The organism is Bradyrhizobium sp. SZCCHNR1015 (assembly GCF_032489875.1).
Classification (GTDB): domain Bacteria; phylum Pseudomonadota; class Alphaproteobacteria; order Rhizobiales; family Xanthobacteraceae; genus Bradyrhizobium.
In genome coordinates this window covers 1-17,682 of the sequence record NZ_JAUEYW010000007.1, presented here as the reverse complement: position 1 = coordinate 17,682, position 17,682 = coordinate 1, and the positions used below count along the sequence as shown (strand labels likewise).

The following is a 17,682-nucleotide window of genomic DNA, read 5'->3' as shown; positions in this document are numbered from 1 at the left end:
ACGATCTCCCCACGCTTATGATGAACTTCTCATGATGACGCCGGCGGCCGCTCGGCCTCGGCCAGGAAACGCTGCAGCAGCCCCGGCCAGCCGCCGTCGACATCCCGCCGCATCGACGCGCCGGCCTCGCTGCCCATGGTTTCGAACTTGTGGTGCAGCAGTTCGACCCGGGTCGCGTCCGGGCCCTCGGCCACGAACTGCACGTCGACCTCCGAGCGCATCGCGGCATCCGGCTTCCACTGCGCATCGACCTGCCACAGCATGATGAAGCGATGCGGCGGCTCCCACAGCGTGATCGTCGCGACCGTGGTCGCCGTGCCGTCCTCGGCGATCTCGAGCCAGTGGCCGCCGAGCTTCGGCTCCAGCAGCACCTTCTCGATCGGCTTGCGGCCGACCCCATGCGTATGCGGCCACCAGCGCGTCAGGCCGCGCGTGAACACGTCGAAGGCATGATCGATCGGCGCCCGGACATGGACAAGCTTCCGGACCGGCGCAATCACGGCACCCTCACTCATCGATCCTCCCTTTCGTCTGCCGATGCGTGCGCTCCGCCTCGATCTTGAAGGCGAGCAGCGCGTCGTCCCAGAAGCTGTCGAGCCAGTCGCGCAGCTCGGCCAACCCCTCACGGCGCAAAGCGTAGATGCGCCGCACCCCCTCGCTGCGTTCCTCGACCAGGCCGGCATCCTTCAGCACCTTCAGATGCTGCGAGACGGCCGGCCGCGACACCGGCATTCCCGCCGCAATCGCGTGGACCGGGCGCGGCCCGCCGCGCAGCCGCTCGAACACCTCCCGCCGCGTCGGGTCCGCCAAAACGTTCAGCGCCACTTCGTAAGTCATGACTTACTGTAAGCCAATACTTACCAAACTGTCAAGGATGCCGGCTCGACGCGGAACACGAGAGTCTGATCCAGCAGATCTCGCCACCGCCGGTCGCAGGGAGAAACCCGCCGTTAACCACAACCGAACCACGGTGGAACCAACGGCTGCCGGCGTTCCGAGTCGATCACCTGCGTGCGACGTTCCGAGGCCAGCCGGGGCTCGCCATCAATGAGAGGCACGATGCTGGGATTCCGCAGCCGAAAGAACGAACCGTCGGATGCCCCGCCCGCCCCCGACACGGACGCACACGACGCCTTCCAGGACACGCTGGCGCAGTGCCTGGGCGACTGGGCGGACGGCAGGCTCAACCGCGATGTCGCTGATGTCGACGCTGCCGCGCTACGTGCCAGGCTCAAGCCGCAACTGATCGAGGCCATCCATCGCCTGGGCATCGCGCTGGCCACCCGCGCCTCCCAGGATCTGGATTCCATCGTCGACCTCTGCATCAACAGCAACGAAGCCTCGATCAGCGCGGCGCGCCTGATCGGCGCCTCCAACAATCAATCCGAGCGCTGCCAGAGCCTCGCTTCGGCCTCGGTGGAGATGCAGGCCTCCGTGCACACCATCCGGGCGACGTCGACCCAGGCTGCAGCCGAGGCCGCCGCGACCCGCCAGGCCGTCGAGGACAGCGTGACCGCGGTGCGGCGGACGTTGCAGACGATGAACGGCATCGCCAGCTCCGTGCGCGACACCTCGGCAAAGATCGCCGATCTCAGCGCCGCCTCCGCCGAGATCGGATCCATCGTCGGCACCATCGACGCGATCGCCAACCAGACCAATCTGCTGGCTCTCAATGCCACCATCGAGGCGGCGCGCGCCGGCGAGTTCGGACGCGGCTTCGCCGTCGTTGCGGCCGAGGTCAAGAACCTGTCGCAGCAGACGACCAAGGCGACGGAGGACATCAAGGGCCGCATCGAGCGGCTGCAGGGCGAGATGAGCGGCATCGTCGAGGCCATGGCCGGCGGCGCCAAGGCGGTCGAGGTCGGCATGTCCGAGATGGACGATCTGGCGCAGGCGATCGATCAGGCCGGCACCCGGACCGCGGTGGTCAGCACCAAGATGGACGAAATCTCCGGCATTCTCGCCGAGCAGTCCGCCGCGACCGACGAGGTCGCACAGGGCATCACCGTCATCGCCGATCTCGCGACCGCCAATGCCAACGAGGTGATGTCGCTCGCGGACACCATGGGCAAGACGGACGCGAAGGTCGGCAAGATGCTGGGCGAGATCGCCAAGCTTTCGCTGGACCACCAGGTGGTGAGACTGGCCAAGGCCGACCACGTGATCTGGAAAAAGCGGCTGGTCGACATGTCGGTCGGCCGGCTGCAACTGCGCGCCGACGAGCTCTCCGATCATCACACGTGCCGGCTCGGCAAATGGTACTATGGCGAAGGCGGTCGGCGTTTGGCTGGGGATCCGGCATTCCGCAACCTCGAGCGCCCGCACGAGGCGGTGCACCGCCACGGCAAGGAAGCGGCGCGGCTGTTCAGCTCAGGGCACATCGAGGAAGCGCTCAATGAGATCGGCCGGGTCGAGGTCGCATCCAGCGAGGTGCTGGCGGCGCTGGACCAGATCAAGGCGTGATTGAAGATCGTCGTTCCGCGTGAGATGCGTAGCCCGGATGAGCGCAGCGACATCCGGGCTACGCATCTCACGCACGGCGGTGGCGAACCCGCATGTCGCTGCGCTCATGCGGGCTACACGACCTCCGCTACTCGCTCTTCTCGACGTTCCAGAACACCGGCACGGCCTGCCCTTCCAGCACGCCGGTGATCGACTTGCGCCAGGCGCTCGGCATGAACCATTGGCCGAGCGGCACGTAGATCACCTGATCGTAGACCTCCTGCTGAATCTGGGCGGCGATCCGCTTCTGGTCCTCCGGCTTGGTGGCCTTGGCGAAGGCGTCGCGCAGCTCCTCCATCTTGGGATCGTCGGGCCAGCCGAACGGGCTCTTCTGGCCGCGCGCGCCGACGAAGGTGCTGCCGATCGGATTGCCGGAGTCGGCGATCACCGAGTTGGTGAAGAACATGTTCCAGCCGCCCTCCTTCGGCGACTTCTGGCTGGCACGCCGCGTCACCACGGTCTGCCAGTCCGTCGTCTGCAGATCGACCTTGAACCCGGCGGCGCGCAGCAGCTGCGCAGCGACCACCGGCTGCGCCTTCAGGGTGATCGCATCGCCCGGCGCGAGGATCACGACGGGCGTGCCGTCATAGCCGGCCTCGGCCAGCAGCTTCTTGGCCTGCTCCATGCCGTTGCCCTTCACCAGCGTCTCCGAGCCGACGTCGGATTCGAGCGGCGTGCCGCAGCCGAACACGGCGCCGCAGATCGTGTAGTACTTGGCGTTGCCGACCAGCGCGTCGAGCACGTCCTTCTGGTTCAGCGCCAGGAAGGCCGCACGGCGGATCTTCACGTTGTCGAACGGCGGAAACAGGAAGTTCATGCGTCCCAGGGTCTGGTAGCCGAACTTGTTCAGCACGTTCATCGACAGATCGGGATTGCCGGCGAGCACCGGCTCGAGGTCGAGCGGCGGGAATTCCATGAAGTCGATGTCACCGGCCTGCAGCGCGTTGACGGCCGTCTGCGCATCGGGCATCGAGACCCACTCGACGCGATCGACCTTCACCACCTTGCCGCCGGCCGTCCAGCTCGGCGGCTCCTTGCGCGGCACGTAGTCGGTGTTCTTCTCATAGACCGCCTTCACGCCCGGCTGGAATTCCGCCTTGACGAACTTGAACGGTCCGGAGCCGATCTGCTCCGAGATCTGCTGGTTCGCGGGCGTCTCGGCGAGACGCTTCGGCATCATGAACGGTACGTAGGACGACGGCTTGCCGATCGACTCCAGCACCAGGCCGTACGGCTGCTTCAGCTTCAAGGTGATGGTCTTGGCGTCGGTGGCCTCGAGCGAGGCGGTCGCCTCCATCAGCTTCTGGCCCATGCTGTCGTTGCGGCTCCAGCGCCTCAGCGAGGCGACGCAGTCCTCGGCGGTGACATCAGTGCCGTCGTGCCACTTCAGGCCGTCGCGCAGGGTGAAGGTGTAGGTCAGCTTGTCGTCGGAGACCTTCCAGTCCGCCATCTGCGGCTGGACCTGAAACTTGGCGTCCGTCCCGAGCAGGGTGTCGTACACCATGTAGCCGTGGTCGCGTGTGATGTAGGCCGGCGTGAACACGGGATCGATCACGCGCAGGTCCGAATGCATCACCGCCGTGATCGTCTTCTTGCCGGCGAAGGCCTCGGTCGTGACGCCCGCCATCGACACGGCCATGACCGAAGCGACGAACCATGAAACGAGCGCGGATGCGGTCCGGCGCGGAGTATGTGACATGCGATCTCTCTTGGCGTGAGCTTCCATCCGGGGGCCCTGACACCGATCAAGGCCTGACGAGGCGTCCTGCGTCGCGTCTGCAAACGCTTCAGCAAACAGTCTCGGCGAGGAGACTTGCAGCAGTTCCCTCGCAGGTCAATCGCCATGGGCGCATGGGTCGCCGCATCACGCGGATGCACATATCGCAATTGCGTCGATCACGTCCCGCCATCTGGAACTCGGCGGCTCCCGGTCTGTTATGCGCAGCAGCAAGGAGCCTGATGATGCCGAATGAAGTCACCAAACCGCGGGACAGCCGACGTCCGGCCATGCCGATCCGCACCGAGAAGAACCCGTCCCAGGATCAGATCAGCCCGCCCTTGATGGTCGAGGGTCTCGAAGCGGTGCGCGATCCGCACTGCTGAAGGGCGCTCACGCACGGGCGAATGCGGGAACAAAAAAGAGACGCGGCGAAGTTTCCACTTCGCCGCGTCTTTGTTTGCATCACGAGTGCGTTCGCCGCCTACTCGCTCTTGTCGACGTTCCAGAACAGCGGCGTCGCCGGGCCGTCGAGCACGCCGCTCAGCGACTTGCGCCAGCCGCTCGGTACCAGATACTGGCCGAGCGGGATGTAGATCACCTTCTCGTAGTTCAGCTTCTGGATCTCGGTGGCGATCTTCTTCTGCTCGTCGAGCGAGGACGATCGCGCATAGGCGTCGCGCAGCTTCTCGATCTCGGCATCCTCGGCCCAGCCGAACCAGCCGCCCTTTGTGCCACGGCCGCCGACCGAGACGTTCACCACGGGATTGGCGACGTCGGCGCCGACCCAGTTGGTGAAGAACATGTTCCAGCCGCCCTCCTTCACAGGTTTCTGGCTGGCGCGCCGCGTCACCACGGTCTGCCAGTCGGTGGCCTGCAGGTCGACCTTGAAACCGGCCTCGCGCAACAGTTGCGCCGCCACCACGGGCTGCGCCTTCAGGGTGGTGACGTCGCCCGGCGCCATGATCGCGATCGGCGTGCCGTCATAGCCGGACTCGGCAAGCGCCTTCTTGGCTTCCGCCATGCCGTTGCCCTTGATCAGCGTCTCGGCGCCGACGTCGGTCTCGAGCGGCGTGCCGCACACGAACACGGCGCCGCAGATCTTCTGATACTTCTCATTGCCGACCAGCGCGTCGAGCACGTCCTTCTGGTTCAGCGCGAGGAAGGCCGCGCGGCGCACCTTCACGTTGTCGAACGGCGGGTTGAGGAAGTTCATGCGGCCGAGCGTCTGGAAGCCGAACTTGTTCAGCACGTCGATCTTGAGCTCGGAGTTCGCCTCCAGCACCGGCAGCATGTCGTAGGGAAGGTTCTCCATGAAGTCGATGTCGCCTGACTGCAGCGCGTTCACCGCGGTCTGCGCATCCGGCATCGTGATCCACTCGACGCGGTCGACCTTCACCACCTTGCCGCCGGACGTCCAGCTCGCCGGCTCCTTGCGCGGCACGTAGTCGGTGTTCTTCTCGTACACCGCCTTCACGCCCGGCTGGAATTCCGCCTTGACGAATTTGAACGGGCCCGAGCCGATCTGCTCGGGAATCTGCTGGCCCGCCGGCGTCTCGGCGAGACGCTTCGGCATCATGAACGGCACCAGCGAGGACGGCTTGGCGATCGACTCCAGGACGAGTCCATAGGGCTCCTTCAACTTGAGCACGATGGTCTTGGCATCCGCAGCCTCGAGGCTCGCCGTGAAGTCCATCAGCTTCTGGCCCATGCCGTCGTTGCGGCCCCAGCGCTTCAGCGAGGCGACGCAGTCCTCGGCGGTCACCGGCGTGCCGTCATGCCATTTCAGGCCGTCGCGCAGGGTGAAGGTGTAGGTCAGCTTGTCGTCGGAGATCTTCCAATCCGCCATCTGCGGCTGGACCTTGAAATTCGAATCGGTCGCCAGCAGCGTGTCGTAGACCATGTAGCCATGGTCACGGGTGATGTAGGCCGTCGTGAATCCGGGATCGATGACGCGCAGATCCGAATGCATCACCGCCGTGATCGTCTTCTTGCCGGCTGCGATGGCCTGGGTGCTCAGCGCCGTCGAGAGCGAAAGCATGGAAACGGCGAGGCTCGTCGCGAGCGTCAGACGTTTCCAGCGCGGGCTGTGGAACATTACGAGGTCTCCTGAGTGGATGGTTTGACCTGAAACTGATCAGATCCAGACCATTCGTTGTGCGTGCAGATCAATCCTTGTGCGAACTAACATGCTGTAAGTCGCGAGCTTTCGACAGTTGCAGAGGTCGCCTTTCGCGTCAATCCGCATTCAGCGCATGCGGCCCTGGGCTGAGAATGCCGTTAACGTCCGCATAGCTTTCGCTTTACAAGGCGTGCGCAACTCCGTCTCGTGTCATGAGATCGCGACAAAGCCTTGAGAGAGCACAAATGAATCCAGCCCATCTTCCCTTCGATACCGACATCATGCTGCAGGGCTTGCGCGGCTGGGTCGAATGCGAAAGTCCGACCTGGGACGCCGCCGCGGTGGAGCGCATGCTGGATCTTGCCGCGCGCGACATGGCGATCATGGGTGCGACGATCGAGCGCATCGCCGGACGCCAGGGCTTCGCCGGCTGCGTGCGCGCCCGCTTCCCGCACCCGCGGCAGGGTGAGCCGGGCATCCTGATCGCCGGCCACATGGATACCGTTCACCCCGTCGGCACGCTGGCCAAGCTGCCGTGGCGCCGCGAGGGCAACAGATGCTACGGGCCCGGCATCTGCGACATGAAAGGCGGCAACTATCTCTCGCTGGAAGCGATCCGCCAGTTGAGCAAGGCGTCCATCGCGACGCCGCTGCCGATCACCGTCCTGTTCACGCCTGACGAGGAGGTCGGCACGCCCTCGACCCGCGACATCATCGAAGCCGAGGCGCAGCGCAACAAATACGTGCTGGTGCCCGAGCCGGGCCGTCAGGACAATGGCGTGGTGACCGGCCGCTATGCCATCGCCCGCTTCAATCTCGAGGCGATCGGACGTCCGAGCCATGCCGGCGCACGGCTCGGCGCGGGCCGTTCCGCGATCCGGGAAATGGCGCGACAGATCCTCGCCATCGACGGCATGACGACCGAGGACTGCACCTTCTCGGTGGGCATCGTGCATGGCGGCCAGTGGGTCAATTGCGTCGCCACCACCGCCACCGGCGAAGCGCTCAGCATGGCGAAACGGCAGGCCGATCTCGATCGCGGCGTGGAGCGCATGCTCGCCCTGTCCGGCACCACCGACGACGTGACCTTCAAGGTGACGCGCGGCGTGACGCGGCCGGTGTGGGAGCCGGATTCCGGAACCATGGCGCTGTACGACAAGGCGCGCGGAATCGCCGAGCAGCTCGGCCTGTCGCTGCCGCACGGCTCGGCAGGCGGCGGCTCGGATGGCAATTTCACCGGCGCGCTCGGCATTCCAACCCTCGACGGCCTAGGGGTGCGCGGCACCGACATGCACACTCTGAACGAGCACATCGAGATCGACAGCCTCGCCGAGCGCGGCCGCCTGATGGCGGGACTGCTCGCGACGCTCGACTAGATCGCGGCACGCGACGGCGCGCAGCCCGCATGAGCGTCAGCGACATGCGGGTCCCGCTCGTCGGCGCGGTCGCTGCGCTCGCCCGGGCTACGCTGCGCAGCAGCACGGTTTCATTTTCCGGGACCTGCACGGGGCGAGTGGACAATCACTCCGCAGCGCGCGCATGATGGCATGCGGCTTGCAAAGTTTCCGAGAAGGTTCGCCGCAAAAGTGCTGCGACATTGTTCGCAAATGCGATGGTTCGCGCGGATCACGAACACCGTGTCATCCTGCGCGCAGGAGCGGGCGAGCGCACATCGGAGACCTTGAAAGCGATGGACATCGGTGACATGCACACTCTCTCACGACGTTGCGCGCGTCGCCCCAGCACCATGAAGGCGGTTCTCTCAAGATGATCGGTTATCTGCTTCGCCGCATCCTCGCGTCCATCCCCGTGATGGGCGTGGTGGCGCTGTTCGTCTTTCTCCTGCTGCGGCTGACGCCGGGCGATCCCGCCGCGATTCTCGCCGGCGACAACGCGACTCCGGAGCAGCTCGAGCGCATCCGCATCACGCTCGGCTTGCACGAGCCGCTCTACATCCAGTTCTTCACCTGGATCAATCAGCTGCTGCATGGCGATCTCGGCGTCTCGCTGATCTCGAAGGTGCCGGTGCTGCAGATGATCGGCCAGCGCATCGAGCCGTCGATCTCGGTCGCGATCTCGACCATCATCCTGTCGATCCTCGTCGCCGTCCCGCTCGGCGTCATCGCGGCCTGGAAGCACGGCACCTGGATCGATCGTTTCGTGATGGCGCTCTCGGTGATCGGCTTCTCGGTGCCGGTGTTCGTCATCGGCTACATCCTGATCCAGGTGTTCGCGATCAACCTGCGCTGGGTCCCCGTTCAGGGCTTCAAGAGTCTCAGCGCTGGCTTCGGCCCGTTCTTCGAGCGCATCATCCTGCCGACCTGCGCCTTGTCCTTCATCTATGTCGCACTGATCGCGCGCATGACGCGCGCCGCGATGCTCGATGTGCTCGGCGAGGACTTCGTGCGCACCGCCCGCGCCAAGGGCGTCAGCGAGATCGCGGTGCTGCTGCGGCACGCGCTACGCAATGCGGCGGTGCCCGTCATCACCGTGATCGGCTCCGGCTTCGCGCTGCTGATCTCCGGCGTCGTGGTCACCGAGAGCGTGTTCAACCTGCCGGGCATCGGCCGCCTCACCGTCGACGCCGTGCTGGCGCGCGACTATCCGGTCATCCAGGGCATGATCCTTCTGACCTCCTTCATCTATCTCGCGGTCAATCTGCTGATCGACCTCGCCTACACCCTGCTCGATCCCCGCATCCGCTACTGAGGCCCTGTTCCGATGGCAATCGTCACCACTCCTGAGCCGTCGATCCCGGTCACCACGCGACTCGGGCCCCGGTTCGGCTTTCTGACCTCGACCCCGATCATCGCCGTGGCCACGGTGTGCCTGTCGCTGATCGTGATCATCTCGATCCTGGCGCCGCTGCTGGCGCCGCACGACCCGGTGCTGCTCGCGCCGGCGCAGCGGCTCAAGCCGTCGAGCGCGCAATATCTGCTCGGCACCGACGCCTACGGCCGCGACCTGTTGTCGCGCACGATCTATGGCGGCCGCATCTCGCTTCTGGTCGGCGTCGGCGCGGCGATCATCTCGATCGCGATCGGCCTGGTGATCGGCCTCGTCTCCGGCTTCTTCCGCTGGGTCGACGCCATCATGATGCGGGTGATGGACGGCCTGATGGCGATCCCAAGCATCCTGCTCGCCATCGCCGTGGTGTCGCTGTCCGGCGCCAGCGTCGGCACCGTGATGATCGCGATCACCATCGTCGAGATCCCGCGCGTCGCTCGCCTCGTCCGCTCCGTCGTGCTGACCGCGCGCGAGGAGCCCTATGTCGAGGCCGCGATTTCATTGGGCACGTCGATGCCCAAGATCATGTGGCGGCACCTGATGCCGAACACGATCGCGCCGCTGATCGTCCAGGGCACCTACATCTGCGCCGCCGCGATTCTCACCGAGGCGATCCTGTCGTTCCTCGGCGCCGGCATCAGCCCGGAGACGCCGACCTGGGGCAACATCATGGCCGAGGGCCGCTCCTACTTCCAGATCAAGCCGTCGCTGATCTTCTGGCCCGGCCTGCTGCTGTCGATCGCCATCCTGTCGATCAACCTGATCGGCGACGCCGCCCGCGACGCGCTCGACCCGCGCATGAAGCAGCGCGAGGCCGGCAAGTGACGGCACCGCTTAGCCCAGATGATCATCTCACTTTTCGTCATTGCGAGCGAAGCGAAGCAATCCAGGGCCACGCCCGCGACTCTGGATTGCTTCGTCGCTTCGCTCCTCGCAATGACGGCGGAGACCTGACCTAATGACCGACACCATCCTCGACATCGACAATCTCGTCGTCACCGTCGGCAAGACGAAGAACCCGAACGGCCCGCGCATCATCGACGGCGTCTCGATCAAGGTCGAGAAAGGCGAGACGCTCTGCGTCGTCGGCGAGAGCGGCTCGGGCAAGTCCGTGACCTCGCTGACCACGATGGGCCTTCTGCCGAAGAACGCGCTGCATGCCGTCGGCGGCAGCGTCAAGCTGGTCGGCGAAGAGCTGCTCACCGCGACCGATCGCCGGCTGCGTGAGCTGCGTGCCACCCGGATGGCGATGATCTTTCAGGAGCCGATGACCGCGCTCAATCCGGTCGTGCCGGTCGGCCGCCAGATCGACGAGGTGCTGCGCGCACATACGTCGCTCGATGCACGGGCGCGGCGCAAGCGCATCCTCGACATGATGGAGCAGGTCCACCTGCCCGACGTCGAGCGAATCTTCGGCTCCTATCCCCATCGCCTGTCCGGCGGCCAGCGCCAGCGCATCATGATCGCGATGGCGCTGGTGCTCGAGCCGAAGCTGCTGATCGCCGACGAGCCGACCACCGCGCTCGACGTCACCACGCAGAAGCAGATCCTGTCGCTGATCCGCGAGCTGCAGCGCGATCACGGCACGGCGGTGCTGTTCATCACCCACGACATGGGCGTGGTCGCCGAGATCGCCGACCGCGTCGCGGTGATGCGCCAGGGGCGCCTGGTCGAGACCGGCGCGCTCGACAAGATCCTGCGCGCGCCCGAGATGGACTACACGCGCAACCTGCTGGCCTCCGTGCCCAGCCTGATCCCGCGCCCGCCCCGCCCTGAGAGCACCGAGCCGGTGGTGCTGGAGACCAACGAGCTCGGCAAGGTCTATCGCGAGCGCTCGTTCCTCGGCAAAGCGCGCGAGGTCGTCGCTGCGCAGAACGTCACGCTCACCCTGCGCAAGGGCCGCACGCTCGGCATCGTCGGCGAAAGCGGCTCCGGCAAGTCGACGGTGGCCCGCTGCATCGTCCGGCTGATCGATCCGACCTCCGGCGGCGTCCGCCTTGCCGGCCACGAGATCTCGATCCTGACCCGGCGGCTGCTGCAGCCGCACCGCAAGCGCATCCAGATCGTGTTCCAGGATCCCTACCGCTCACTCAACCCGCGCCTCACCGTCGGCGAGAGCATCGCCGAGGGGCCCGTCAACTACGGCACGTCGCACGACAAGGCGATGGCGCGGGCGCGCGAGCTTCTCGAGCTGGTCGGGCTGCCCGCGGACGCGATTTCGCGCTATCCGCACCAGTTCTCCGGCGGCCAGCGCCAGCGCATCGCGATCGCCCGCGCACTCGCGCTCGATCCGGACGTGCTGGTGGCGGACGAAGCCGTCTCTGCACTGGACGTGTCGGTGCAGGCGCAGGTGCTGGAGCTGCTCGACGAGATCCAGCGCCGGCTCGGGATCGCGATCCTGTTCATCACGCATGATCTGCGCGTTGCCGCGCAGATCTGCGACGACGTCGTCGTGATGCAGAAGGGCCGCATCGTCGAACAGGGCCCGGCCGGCGAGATCCTGACGCATCCGAAGGAGGCCTATACCAGGTCCCTGCTCGAAGCGGCCCCCGGACGGAACTGGGACTTTGCCAACTTCCGGCCGGTGGCGGAAGCGGTGGCGTAGCAGCGCTGCCGTAGCCCGCATGAGCGAAAGCCGGCGCGCGGAACGCGCGGCGGTGCCAGCGACATGCGGGATCTCACGAACTGCGGCGATGAACCCGGATGTCGCTCCCGCCTTCGCCCTTCGGGCGCAGGCGTCCGCTCATCCGGGCTACGCGTTAGCGGCATGCAAAACGGCATCGCTCCATCGCTTGCGTGGGCCGCGAACCCGGGTCTAACGTCATCATACGTTCAACGGCCTGAGGCGAAGTAATGACGCGCGTCGCGATCGGCGGCTTCCTGCACGAGACCAATACATTCGCTCCGACGAAAGCGGACTACGACGCGTTCATGCATGGCGGCGGCCGCGGCTCGATCGTTGATGCGACCTCCGTGCTCACGACGATGCGCGGCATCAATGCCGGCCAGGCCGGCTTCATCGCGGTCGCGGAAGCGAACGGCTGGGAGATCGTTCCCACCATCGCCTGTGCGGCGAGCCCCTCCGCACATGTCACCCGGGATGCGTTCGAGCGCATCACGACCACGATGGTCGATCGCATCAGGGCTGCCGGGCCGCTCGACGGCGTCTATCTCGATCTGCACGGCGCGATGGTGACCGAGCATCTCGACGACGGCGAAGGCGAGATCCTCGCCCGTATCCGCAAGGTGATCGGCCCGCACGTGCCGCTGGTCGCGAGCCTCGACCTGCACGCCAACGTCACGCCCGAGATGATGGCGCATGCGGATGCGCTGATCGCCTATCGCAAATATCCACACACCGACATGGCCGACACCGGACGCGCGTCGGCGGAGCATCTCGCGCTGCTGCTGCGGTCGAAAGAGCCGCTTGCCAAGGCATTCCGGCAGTTGCCGTTCCTGATCCCGATCAGCTGGCAGTGCACCAACGACCAGCCGACCAAGGGCATCTACGAGAAGCTCGCGGCGCTGCAGAGCGAGGCGGTGCCGACGCTGTCGTTCGCGCCCGGCTTTCCCGCCGCCGATTTCGCCCATTGCGGCCCGAGCGTGTTCGCCTACGGCCGTACGCAGGCCGACGCGGATGCCGCGGCGGATGCGATCGCGGCGATCGTCGCGGGCCACGAGAATGATTTCGACGGCCGCATCTATGCGCCCGACGACGGCGTGCGCCATGCCATGACGCTGGCGAAGACGGCGACACGCCCGATCGTGATCGCCGACACCCAGGACAATCCCGGCGCCGGCGGCGACTCCGACACCACCGGCATGCTGCGCGCGCTGGTGCGCAACCGCGCCAGCCGTGCCGCGATCGGCATGATCTACGATCCGCAGGCGGCGCTGGCCGCCCATGCCGCCGGCGAGGGCGCCACCGTGACGCTGTCGCTCGGCGGCAAGAGCGGCATTCCCGGCGATGCGCCGTTCGAGGAGAGCTTCATCGTCGAGAAGATCTCCGACGGCCGCTTCGTCGCGCCCGGCCCGTTCTATGGCGGCCGCAAGATGGAGATGGGACCGTCCGCGGCACTGCGCATCGGCGACGTCAGGGTCGTGGTGGCCTCGCACAAGTCCCAGCTCGCCGACCAGGAAATGTATCGCTTCGTCGGCATCGAGCCGACCGAACAGGCCATTCTCGTCAACAAGAGCTCGGTGCATTTCCGCGCCGATTTCGAACCGATCGCCGAACATCTCCTGATCTGCGCCGCGCCCGGCGCGATGCCCGCCGATCCCTCCACCCTGCCCTGGACCAGCTTGCGTCCGGGCATCCGCCTCAAGCCGAACGGCCCGGCGTTCAAAGCATAAACCTCTCAACGGAAACGCACCCATGCCGACCATCGATCGCATCCAAGGTTACGCCGACGAGCTCACCGCCATCCGCCGCGACCTGCACGCGCATCCCGAGATCGGCTTCGAGGAGACGCGCACCTCCGGCATCGTCGCCGAGAAGCTCGCGCAATGGGGCATCGAGGTGCATCGCGGCCTCGGCGGCACCGGGGTGATCGGCGTCCTCAAGGGCAAGAACGACAGCGGCAGGAAGATCGGCCTGCGCGCCGACATGGATGCGCTGCCGATGGAGGAGAACACCAACCTGCCGTGGCGCTCGACCATCCCCGGCCGCTTCCACGGCTGCGGCCATGACGGCCACACCACGATGCTGCTCGGCACGGCGCGCTATCTCGCCGAGACCCGCAACTTCGACGGCACCGTGCACTTCATCTTCCAGCCGGCGGAGGAAGGACTCGGCGGCGCACGCGCGATGATCAAGGACGGCCTGTTCCAGAAGTTTCCCTGCGACGAACTCTACGGCCTGCACAATGCGCCGGACCTGGAGCACGGCGAGATCGCGATCCTGCCCGGCCCTGCCATGGCCGGCGCCGACTTCTTCGACATCCGGATCTCCGGCTACGGCGCCCACGGCGCGATGCCCGAGCGCTCCAAGGACGCGGTGGTGATTGCCACCAGCGTGGCCCAGGCGATCCAGACCATCGTCAGCCGCAACGTCGAGCCGCTGCAGGCCGCCGTGGTCTCGATCACCCAGATCCATGCCGGCTCGGCCTACAACGTCATTCCCGGCGATGCCTGGCTGTGCGGCACCGTGCGTGCGTTCTCCGACCCCGTGCGCGCGCTGGTGCGCGAGCGCATGCGCGCGATCTGCGCCGGCATGGCGGCGGCGTTCAATTGCGAGATCGATGTCGACATCCGTGACACGTTCAGCGTCCTTGTGAACCAGGAGGAGCAGTCCAAGATCGTCGAGGAGGTCGCGCGCACGGTGGTCGAGCCGTCCAAGGTGCTGACCCGCTCGACGCCGAAGATGGGCAGCGAGGATTTCGCCGACATGCTGCAGACCATCCCGGGCGCCTATTTCTGGGTCGGCCATGACGGCTCGGTGCCGGTGCACAATCCCGGCTACGTGCTCGACGACAAGATCCTGCCGATCGGCGCCAGCATGTTCGCGCGCATCATCGAAACGCGCCTCAAGGCAGCCTAGCGCGCCTGACATACGTCAATGAGCGGGCGTGAGATCGAGATGAACTTCGGCGTGGAGGTACCAGCATGCACAAGCCCGTCTCCGATGACATCACCTCGCTTCACGACCTCTCCGCCGTCGACCTGATCGCCGGCTATCGCGCGCGCCAGTTCTCGCCGTCCGAGGTGATGGATGAGGTCCTGGCGCAGGTCGCGGCGTGGGAGCCGCACATCAAGGCGCTCTATCTGCTCGACGCCGACGCCGCGCGAGCCGCGGCCAAGGCATCGACCGAGCGCTGGGCCAAGGACGAGCCGGCAGGCTCCCTCGACGGCGTGCCGGCGACGGTGAAGGACAATCTCGCGACCAAGGGCCAGCCGATGCCGCTCGGCGCCGCCAGCGTCACGCGCACGCCGCTCGCCGCCGATGCGCCGCCGGTGGCCCGGATGCGCGAGGCCGGCGCGATCATCTTCGCCAAGACGACGATGCCCGACTACGGCATGCTGTCGTCGGGGCTGTCGAGCTTCCATCCGCTGACGCGTAATCCGTGGGACCTCCGCATGAATCCCGGCGGGTCCAGCGCCGGTGCGGGTGCTGCCGCTGCGGCGGGCTACGGTCCGCTGCATGTCGGCACCGACATCGGCGGCTCGATCCGGCTGCCGGCGTCGTGGTGCGGCCTTGTCGGCCTCAAGCCGAGCTTCGGCCGCGTGCCGATCGATCCGCCCTATGTCGGCCGCGTCGCCGGCCCGATGACGCGGATCGTCGACGATGCCGCGCTGATGATGAGCGTGCTGTCCAAGCCCGATCGCCGCGACGGCACCAGCCTGCCGCCATCGGACCTGCACTGGAAGGTCGCGGAGAAGCCGGTACGCAAGCTGCGCATCGGCCTGATGCTCGATCTCGGCGGCGTCGGCCAGCCGCTCGAGGAGCCGGTGCGCGCGACGACGCTGGCGGCCGCCAGAGCGTTCGAGGACGCCGGCGCCGTAATCAGCGAGGTCAAGGGCTTCCTGACGCGCGAGATGCTCGACGGTCTCGACAATTTCTGGCGTGCGCGGCTGTGGGACGATCTGGCGCGGCTGGCGCCCGAGGTGCGCGCCAAGACCCTGCCCTACATCCTGCAATGGGCCGAGCGCGGCGCCGCGCTCTCCGGCGTCGAAGTCGTCAGAGGCTTCAACGTCACGATGGCGCTACGCGCCGCCGCAGCAAGACTGTTCTGCGACTACGACTACATCATCTCGCCGGTCTCGCCCGGCGTGAAATTCCCCGCCGAGTTCGCCTCGCCGGTCAACGATCCGCAGGCACCGTTCGAGCACATCACCTACACCGTACCGTGGAACATGTCGGAGAACCCGGCGATCTCCGTCAATGCCGGCTACGACTCCGACGGCTTCCCGATCGGCCTGCAGATCGTCGGCCGCCGCTTCGACGATGTCGGCGTGCTCGGGATGGCCAAGACGTTCGAGGGATTACGCGGCGAGCAGCGGCCATGGCCGAAGGCTCCGGCTTCACAACCATCCGCCCATTAGACGACGAGGTATCCCCACGCGTCATTGCGAGCGCAGCGAAGCAATCCAGGAACTTTCCGCAGCGGGACTCTGGATTGCTTCGCTGCGCTCGCAATGACGGGGAGGGAGCGGATTATCACTGCGACGTCGCCCATTGAAACAAGATGACGCTGCGTTATCAGCGAGTCTTGGGTGCAGGGATGGGCAAGTTGCCTTACGCCTTTCCATGCTGCGGAATGATTTATCGGGTCTTTGCCGCCGCGCAACGCTGAACTATTGTGGTCACGTCGCGGGTCATAGTTTGTGTCGTCATTCCGGGGCGTGCGAAGCACGCACTCGGAATCCATACTCACGATCGTGGTTATGGATTCCGGGCTCACGCCCTTCGGGCGTGCCCCGGAATGACGGCGGGATTTTTGGCTCGCCTAACTAATAACAACAGCGGACCAGGAAACCCCATGGCCTACCAGACCATTCTCTATGACGTCGTCGACAAGATCCTCACCATCACGCTCAACCGGCCGGAGAAGCTCAACGCCTTCACCGGCACCATGATGGAGGAGCTGATCGACGCCTTCGATCGCGCCGACAAGGACGACGGCGTCCGGGCGATCATCGTCACCGGGTCGGGCCGCGCGTTCTGCGCCGGTGCAGACCTTTCGTCTGGTGCCGACACCTTCGACCGCGATGCCAAGCGCGGTCCGGTGAAGCGCCATGCCGACGGTCGCGTCGACTATTCCGATCCGCAGGTGCGCGACGGCGGCGGCCAGGTGACGTTGCGGATCTTCAAGTCGCTGAAGCCGGTGATTGCCGCAGTGAACGGTCCCGCCGTCGGCATCGGCGTCACCATGCAGCTTGCGATGGACATCCGCATTGCCTCGGACGCTGCACGGTTCGGCTTCGTGTTCTCCCAGCGCGGCATCGTGCCAGAGGCGGCGTCGAGCTGGTTCCTGCCACGCATCGTCGGCATCTCGCAGGCGCTGGAATGGTGCTACACCGGCCGCGTGTTTCCGGCGCAGGAGGCGCTCGCCGGCCGCCTCGTCAGCAAGGTCGTGCCGCCGGATGATCTGCTGCCGACCGCCCGAGCGCTTGCGCGCGAGATCGCGGAGAAGACCGCGCCGGTGTCGATCGCGCTGATCCGCCAGATGATGTGGCGCATGATGGGCGCCGACGATCCGATGGAGGCGCACAAGGTCGACAGCCGCGGCATCTACGCGCGCGGCCGCTCCGACGACGTCAAGGAAGGCGTGGTGTCGTTCCTGGAGAAGCGCCCGGCGCAGTTCAAGAACACGGTGACGGCCGATATGCCGAACTATTTTCCGTGGTGGGACGAGCGGGAGTACAAGTAGTCGTCCGTCATTGCGAGGAGCAAACGGGTCCGCGCAAAGCGCGGCCCGATGACAGGCTCCACGACGAAACAATCCAGAGTCCCGTCTTAGCCCTGGATTGCTTCGCTTCTGTTCAGCCCGGGGACATGGCTGACAGGTGTTCGGAGACATGGTTGACACCTCAAAATTGGCTCGATTCGTCAAGC

14 protein-coding genes are annotated in these 17,682 nt (G+C 66.1%); 10 read left to right on the top strand and 4 right to left on the bottom strand.

Annotated features, from left to right (window positions below; genetic code table 11):
- Window positions 1-29 precede the first annotated feature (29 nt).
- Both QX128_RS13410 and QX128_RS13405 read right to left on the bottom strand, forming a co-directional pair.
- Window positions 30-515 carry an SRPBCC family protein gene (locus tag QX128_RS13410; protein ID WP_315801080.1) on the bottom strand — a complete coding sequence of 162 codons (486 nt, stop codon included), beginning with the start codon at window positions 513-515 and terminating at the stop codon, window positions 30-32.
- On the bottom strand, window positions 508-837 hold the full coding sequence (locus QX128_RS13405) for a metalloregulator ArsR/SmtB family transcription factor (RefSeq protein WP_315801081.1): 330 nt from the start codon (window positions 835-837) through the stop codon (window positions 508-510). The genes QX128_RS13410 and QX128_RS13405 overlap by 8 nt, the downstream gene beginning before the upstream one ends.
- A 222-nt stretch (window positions 838-1,059) precedes the next feature.
- On the opposite strand from QX128_RS13405, the gene QX128_RS13400 reads away from it, so the two are divergent.
- A complete protein-coding gene (locus QX128_RS13400) occupies window positions 1,060-2,463 on the top strand; it encodes a methyl-accepting chemotaxis protein (RefSeq protein WP_316237666.1) in 1,404 nt (467 codons plus the stop codon).
- Between the two features lie 127 nt (window positions 2,464-2,590).
- Here QX128_RS13400 and QX128_RS13395 read toward each other — a convergent pair whose 3' ends face one another.
- A complete protein-coding gene (locus QX128_RS13395; protein ID WP_316176968.1) occupies window positions 2,591-4,201 on the bottom strand; it encodes an ABC transporter substrate-binding protein in 1,611 nt (536 codons plus the stop codon).
- 263 nt (window positions 4,202-4,464) lie between these two features.
- Here QX128_RS13395 and QX128_RS13390 point away from each other — a divergent pair, with 263 nt between their 5' ends.
- A complete protein-coding gene (locus QX128_RS13390; protein WP_315801084.1) occupies window positions 4,465-4,605 on the top strand; it encodes a hypothetical protein in 141 nt (46 codons plus the stop codon).
- 98 nt (window positions 4,606-4,703) lie between these two features.
- On the opposite strand, the gene QX128_RS13385 is transcribed toward QX128_RS13390, so the two are convergent.
- Window positions 4,704-6,317: an ABC transporter substrate-binding protein gene (locus tag QX128_RS13385; RefSeq protein ID WP_315801085.1), complete on the bottom strand. Its 1,614-nt coding sequence runs from the start codon at window positions 6,315-6,317 to the stop codon at window positions 4,704-4,706.
- 269 nt (window positions 6,318-6,586) lie between these two features.
- On the opposite strand from QX128_RS13385, the gene QX128_RS13380 reads away from it, so the two are divergent.
- The 8 genes from QX128_RS13380 to QX128_RS13345 all read left to right on the top strand — a co-directional run bounded on the left by QX128_RS13380 (window position 6,587) and on the right by QX128_RS13345 (window position 17,497).
- Complete coding sequence (locus QX128_RS13380; RefSeq protein ID WP_316215986.1) at window positions 6,587-7,717, top strand: M20/M25/M40 family metallo-hydrolase; 1,131 nt, start codon at window positions 6,587-6,589, stop codon at window positions 7,715-7,717.
- 391 nt (window positions 7,718-8,108) lie between these two features.
- Window positions 8,109-9,050: an ABC transporter permease gene (locus QX128_RS13375; protein ID WP_315801087.1), complete on the top strand. Its 942-nt coding sequence runs from the start codon at window positions 8,109-8,111 to the stop codon at window positions 9,048-9,050.
- A 12-nt stretch (window positions 9,051-9,062) separates the two neighbouring features.
- Window positions 9,063-9,953: an ABC transporter permease gene (locus tag QX128_RS13370; protein ID WP_315801088.1), complete on the top strand. Its 891-nt coding sequence runs from the start codon at window positions 9,063-9,065 to the stop codon at window positions 9,951-9,953.
- Window positions 9,954-10,086: 133 nt separating this feature from the next.
- Window positions 10,087-11,733, top strand: coding sequence for an ABC transporter ATP-binding protein (locus QX128_RS13365; protein WP_315801089.1), 1,647 nt, complete (start codon window positions 10,087-10,089; stop codon window positions 11,731-11,733).
- Window positions 11,734-11,981: 248 nt separating this feature from the next.
- Window positions 11,982-13,481 (top strand): M81 family metallopeptidase, encoded by a 1,500-nt coding sequence (locus QX128_RS13360; RefSeq protein WP_316237665.1) that lies wholly within the window; start codon window positions 11,982-11,984, stop codon window positions 13,479-13,481.
- 22 nt (window positions 13,482-13,503) lie between these two features.
- A complete protein-coding gene (locus tag QX128_RS13355) occupies window positions 13,504-14,667 on the top strand; it encodes a M20 aminoacylase family protein (protein WP_316237664.1) in 1,164 nt (387 codons plus the stop codon).
- Between the two features lie 65 nt (window positions 14,668-14,732).
- Complete coding sequence (locus QX128_RS13350) at window positions 14,733-16,169, top strand: amidase (RefSeq protein WP_316237663.1); 1,437 nt, start codon at window positions 14,733-14,735, stop codon at window positions 16,167-16,169.
- 437 nt (window positions 16,170-16,606) lie between these two features.
- Window positions 16,607-17,497, top strand: a complete 891-nt coding sequence (locus tag QX128_RS13345; RefSeq protein ID WP_316237662.1) for a crotonase/enoyl-CoA hydratase family protein — start codon at window positions 16,607-16,609, stop codon at window positions 17,495-17,497.
- The last annotated feature ends 185 nt before the right edge of the window (window positions 17,498-17,682 follow it).

Excerpts from the sequence above, each read along its gene's own strand:
- QX128_RS13410 (WP_315801080.1), bottom strand. The coding sequence starts at position 515 with ATGAGTGAGGGTGCCGTGATTGCGCCGGTCCGGAAGCTTGTCCATGTC.
- QX128_RS13345 (WP_316237662.1), top strand. The coding sequence starts at position 16,607 with ATGGCCTACCAGACCATTCTCTATGACGTCGTCGACAAGATCCTCACC.
- QX128_RS13360 (WP_316237665.1), top strand. The coding sequence starts at position 11,982 with ATGACGCGCGTCGCGATCGGCGGCTTCCTGCACGAGACCAATACATTC.
- QX128_RS13350 (WP_316237663.1), top strand. The coding sequence starts at position 14,733 with ATGCACAAGCCCGTCTCCGATGACATCACCTCGCTTCACGACCTCTCC.
- QX128_RS13400 (WP_316237666.1), top strand. The coding sequence starts at position 1,060 with ATGCTGGGATTCCGCAGCCGAAAGAACGAACCGTCGGATGCCCCGCCC.
- QX128_RS13405 (WP_315801081.1), bottom strand. The coding sequence starts at position 837 with ATGACTTACGAAGTGGCGCTGAACGTTTTGGCGGACCCGACGCGGCGG.
- QX128_RS13375 (WP_315801087.1), top strand. The coding sequence starts at position 8,109 with ATGATCGGTTATCTGCTTCGCCGCATCCTCGCGTCCATCCCCGTGATG.
- QX128_RS13365 (WP_315801089.1), top strand. The coding sequence starts at position 10,087 with ATGACCGACACCATCCTCGACATCGACAATCTCGTCGTCACCGTCGGC.
- QX128_RS13385 (WP_315801085.1), bottom strand. The coding sequence starts at position 6,317 with ATGTTCCACAGCCCGCGCTGGAAACGTCTGACGCTCGCGACGAGCCTC.
- QX128_RS13370 (WP_315801088.1), top strand. The coding sequence starts at position 9,063 with ATGGCAATCGTCACCACTCCTGAGCCGTCGATCCCGGTCACCACGCGA.
- QX128_RS13380 (WP_316215986.1), top strand. The coding sequence starts at position 6,587 with ATGAATCCAGCCCATCTTCCCTTCGATACCGACATCATGCTGCAGGGC.
- QX128_RS13395 (WP_316176968.1), bottom strand. The coding sequence starts at position 4,201 with ATGTCACATACTCCGCGCCGGACCGCATCCGCGCTCGTTTCATGGTTC.
- QX128_RS13355 (WP_316237664.1), top strand. The coding sequence starts at position 13,504 with ATGCCGACCATCGATCGCATCCAAGGTTACGCCGACGAGCTCACCGCC.
- QX128_RS13390 (WP_315801084.1), top strand. The coding sequence starts at position 4,465 with ATGCCGAATGAAGTCACCAAACCGCGGGACAGCCGACGTCCGGCCATG.